The organism is Halomonas sp., from assembly GCF_041689495.1.
Lineage (GTDB): Bacteria > Pseudomonadota > Gammaproteobacteria > Pseudomonadales > Halomonadaceae > Halomonas.
Genome location: NZ_JBDNGD010000041.1, coordinates 1 through 3,515 on the forward strand (window position 1 = coordinate 1; position 3,515 = coordinate 3,515).

Consider the following 3,515-nt stretch of genomic DNA (forward strand, 5'->3'; position numbering starts at 1 on the left):
CTGGGTTTCGTCCCCAATATGTATGCGGGCATGGCCAAGGCCCCGGGCGTGCTGGACACCTACTTGCACGGCTATGAGCTCTACCGCGAGGACTCGGGCTTTGCACCGCCGGAGCAAGAGGTGGTCTTCCTGACCATCAGCCGTCTCAACGGCTGCGGCTACTGCATGTCGGCACACAGCATGCTGGCCGAGAAGATGTCCCAGGTGCCCGAGGAGGTGATTGCCGCCATTCGTGACGACAAGCCTATCCCGGACGAGCGACTGGCCGCCCTGAGCCAGTTCACCAAGGTGATGTTCGAGACCCGCGGCATGCCGATCCAGGCCGACGTCGAGGCCTTCCTGGCGGCCGGCTTCGAGGAGTCGCACATCCTGCAGATCGTGCTGGCGATGGCGGTCAAGACCCTGAGCAACTATTCCAACCATATCAATCACCCTGAGCTCGACGAGGCCTTCGCCGGCCATGCCTGGGAGGGTTGAACGCGCTGGCCTGCAAGGCGTCCCATGCGGCGTCTTGCGGGCCCGGGCGTGTCATGAAACACTGTTCGCGTTATTTCTCCCTCGCTTCCCAGCCAACCTGATGGACATTTCCTCATGATCCCCCAATCCCGATTCTCGTCCCTGTTGCTCGGCGCCATGTTGTGGTTTTCCCTTCCGGCTCTGGCCGAGGAACATGCCGATTGGCCCAAGGGGCATTATCCCCTGCCCGAGTCGGGAGACATCATCGGCGAGGTCTACACGGTCGAGACCCGCGAGGAGGAGACGTTGCTTGACGTCGCTCGGGAACACAATGTGGGCTACGAGGAGATCCGCCTTGCCAATCCCGAGGTCAGCATCTGGGTGCCCGGCGAGGGCACCGAAGTGGTGATTCCGGCACGCCGCATCCTGCCACCGGTGGCCAGGGAGGGCATCGTGATCAATATCGCCGAGCTGCGTCTCTACTATTATCCGGAGGTGGGCGAGGGCGAGACGCCGCGGGTCGAGACCTATCCGATCGGCATCGGCCGCGATGGCTACGACACGCCCCTGGGCGTGACCAAAACCACCATGCGCCTCAATGACCCTGCCTGGTACCCGCCGCGCTCCATGCGTGAAGAGGCCGCCGAGCGTGGCGATCCACCGCCCGCCGTGGTGCCGCCCGGCCCGGACAACCCCCTGGGTAGCCATGCCATCCTGCTCGATATTCCCGGTTACCTGATCCACGGCACCAATCAGCCCGACGGTATCGGCATGCGGGCCAGCCGCGGCTGCATCCGCATGTATCCGGAGGATATCGCCTCGGTGTTCGACCGGGTGCCCGATGGCACGAAGGTGAACATCATCGAGCAGCCGATCAAGGTCGCCTGGGAGGACGGCAAGGCCCATGTCCAGGTCTACCAGGCGCTGGAAGATCAGGAGCACGGCATGCAGGCCTACCTCGAGACCCTCGCCATTCTCGAGCGCCATGACCAGGAGGCCCCGGTATCGGTCGACTACGAGCAGCTTCGTGGTCTGCTGGAAGATCCGGATGGGCGGGTCGTCGTCCTGGCCCCGGCGCCGGAGCCTGAGGTGCTGGTCGAGGAGAAGGATCGCGGCCTCTACGATGATCTGGGAATTCGCGACGATTTTCTGGACGCCCTGGAGACCTGAAGACCGGATCAGTAGGCCGGGTCTACCAGGCCACCCAGAGAGGCGTTGCGGCGGAACCAGCCGGCGATGCAGGTACGCGGCAGCCGGGTGGGCAGCACCTCATGGGGCAGGGTTTCGGAGAGGAAACAGGCGAAGGTGCCCGCCTCGGGATGCACCCGTGCCAGTTCCCGCTCGGGGGACTCGGGATCGTAGAGCACCATCTCGCCGCCGCCATCGGCCGGCCAGTCGGGATTGAGGTAGCAGACGGTGGAAACCACCCGGTTGGCGCGGCCCCGGAAGCTGTCCAGGTGGCGCTTGTAGAAGGCCCCGGCGGCGTAGTGGGCGAAGTGGACCTCGTATTCGAACAGCCCCAGGAAGAGCGATCGGTTGATCTCGCGCTGCAACTCGCCCATGGCTTGCAGGTAGTGTCCTTGTGCCTCGCTTCCCCGGTCGAGCCAGTGGATGGTGTCGCCGCGGATGTCGCGCCGCCGCTCGTGTTCCCGACCGCGGCCGATGCCGGCGATCGCCAGGACGTCGCGGCCGGCCAGTATCGCGAGTTCCTGATTCAGGTCACGGCACAGGTCCGGGGCGATGAAATCCTCACCGACATACCAGCCCTGCTCGACCAAGGCATCCACAAGTTCATTACATCGGCGACTATCCAGGCAAAGGTGGGTCATCACGGGGTGGGCATCCGGCGCTCGGGACGATAGCGCAGCCTGCCCTTGGGGCACTCGAACAGGCTGATCGGCATCTCGAAGCCCTCCGCCAGCAACTCCACCAGCATCATGGCCGATAGCCCCCAGATGATGTGTCCCTCGCAATCCGCCTGCGTAAAGCAGTAGCTGGGCACAAAGTAGTCGCGGCCATCGACCCGGATCACGTCGGTGTGGGTTCGCTGGTCGTCGAGGAAGAGCCGAAGCGGGACCTCGAAGATGGTATCGAGCTCGGTGAGGTCGGGCACCAGTGGCAGGTCCGGCGGGATAAGCCCCACATAGGGGGTCACCCTCAGACCGTGCAGGGAGATGACGTCGGACAGCTGCCCCAGCAACTCGACCTCGCCGGGGGGCAGGGCGATCTCTTCCCGGGATTCCCTCAGGGCCGTGGCCAGCAGGTCGGCATCCTGGGGCTCGCGCTTGCCGCCGGGAAAGGCCACCTGGCCGCTGTGGGTGTTGAGATGGTCGGCCCGCCGGGTGAACAGCAAGGTGGGTTCCGGCCGGTCGACGATCGGCAGCAGGACGGCGGCCTCGGGCAGGCCGAGTCGCAGGCGGCGGGGTCGATGCGCTTGCAGGCGTTCGCGAAGTTTCTCTAACATGAGGATTCCATCGAGTCTTATCTCTTCTACCCGGCGGCCATCGTCGGCGTCAAGCTCGACGCCGAGCGGCTCACCTGCCGCTCTCCAGTTTCCAGGGAGTGCCATGAACTTCTGTAGTCACTGCGGCCAAACTGTTCGCTTCGCGATTCCCGAGCACGATGACCGCCCGCGTTATCTTTGTGACCGCTGCGGTACCATCCATTACCAGAATCCTCGAATCGTGGCCGGCACCCTGCCGGTGAGTGGCTCGCGTGTGCTGCTCTGCCGGCGGGCCATTCCCCCGCGCAAGGGTTTCTGGACGCTGCCGGCCGGTTACATGGAAAATGCCGAGACCACCGTCGAGGCGGCCCTGCGCGAAACGCGCGAGGAAGCCTGCGCCGAGGTCGTCATACACGATCTCTATACCCTGATCAACCTGCCGCACATCAACCAAGTGTACATGATCTTCCGCGCCGATCTCACGGGTGGCTTCGATGCCGGTGTCGAGAGCCTCGAGGTAGCGCTCTTCGAGGAAGAGGACATTCCCTGGAACGAACTCGCCTTTCCCACCATCGAACGTACCCTGCGGCATTTCTATCGCGACCGTTCCGGTGGC

Annotated in this window: 5 protein-coding genes; 3 read left to right on the forward strand and 2 right to left on the reverse strand. The window is 64.4% G+C overall.

Going from position 1 to position 3,515, the window contains the following annotated elements:
• Positions 1-477 (forward strand): carboxymuconolactone decarboxylase family protein (locus ACESMD_RS01440; protein WP_372609641.1); only part of this gene is annotated, 477 nt, incomplete at its 5' end.
• 114 nt (positions 478-591) lie between these two features.
• The gene (locus ACESMD_RS01445; RefSeq protein ID WP_372609643.1) at positions 592-1,626 is read left to right on the forward strand and encodes a L,D-transpeptidase family protein; all 1,035 of its coding nucleotides are present in this window, start codon (positions 592-594) and stop codon (positions 1,624-1,626) included.
• Between the two features lie 8 nt (positions 1,627-1,634).
• Here the strand turns inward: ACESMD_RS01445 and ACESMD_RS01450 are convergent, their stop codons facing one another.
• Entirely contained in the window at positions 1,635-2,285 is a 651-nt protein-coding gene (locus tag ACESMD_RS01450; protein ID WP_372609645.1) for a 2OG-Fe(II) oxygenase, read from the reverse strand.
• Positions 2,285-2,920, reverse strand: coding sequence for a CoA pyrophosphatase (locus tag ACESMD_RS01455; protein ID WP_372609647.1), 636 nt, complete (start codon positions 2,918-2,920; stop codon positions 2,285-2,287). The genes ACESMD_RS01450 and ACESMD_RS01455 overlap by 1 nt, the downstream gene beginning before the upstream one ends.
• A 103-nt stretch (positions 2,921-3,023) precedes the next feature.
• Between ACESMD_RS01455 and ACESMD_RS01460 the strand changes: the two genes are divergently transcribed.
• Positions 3,024-3,515, forward strand: a 492-nt coding sequence (locus ACESMD_RS01460; protein WP_372609649.1) for an NUDIX hydrolase, incomplete at its 3' end; no start/stop codon positions are given.

Excerpts from the sequence above, each read along its gene's own strand:
- ACESMD_RS01445 (WP_372609643.1), top strand. The coding sequence starts at position 592 with ATGATCCCCCAATCCCGATTCTCGTCCCTGTTGCTCGGCGCCATGTTG.
- ACESMD_RS01450 (WP_372609645.1), bottom strand. The coding sequence starts at position 2,285 with ATGACCCACCTTTGCCTGGATAGTCGCCGATGTAATGAACTTGTGGAT.
- ACESMD_RS01455 (WP_372609647.1), bottom strand. The coding sequence starts at position 2,920 with ATGTTAGAGAAACTTCGCGAACGCCTGCAAGCGCATCGACCCCGCCGC.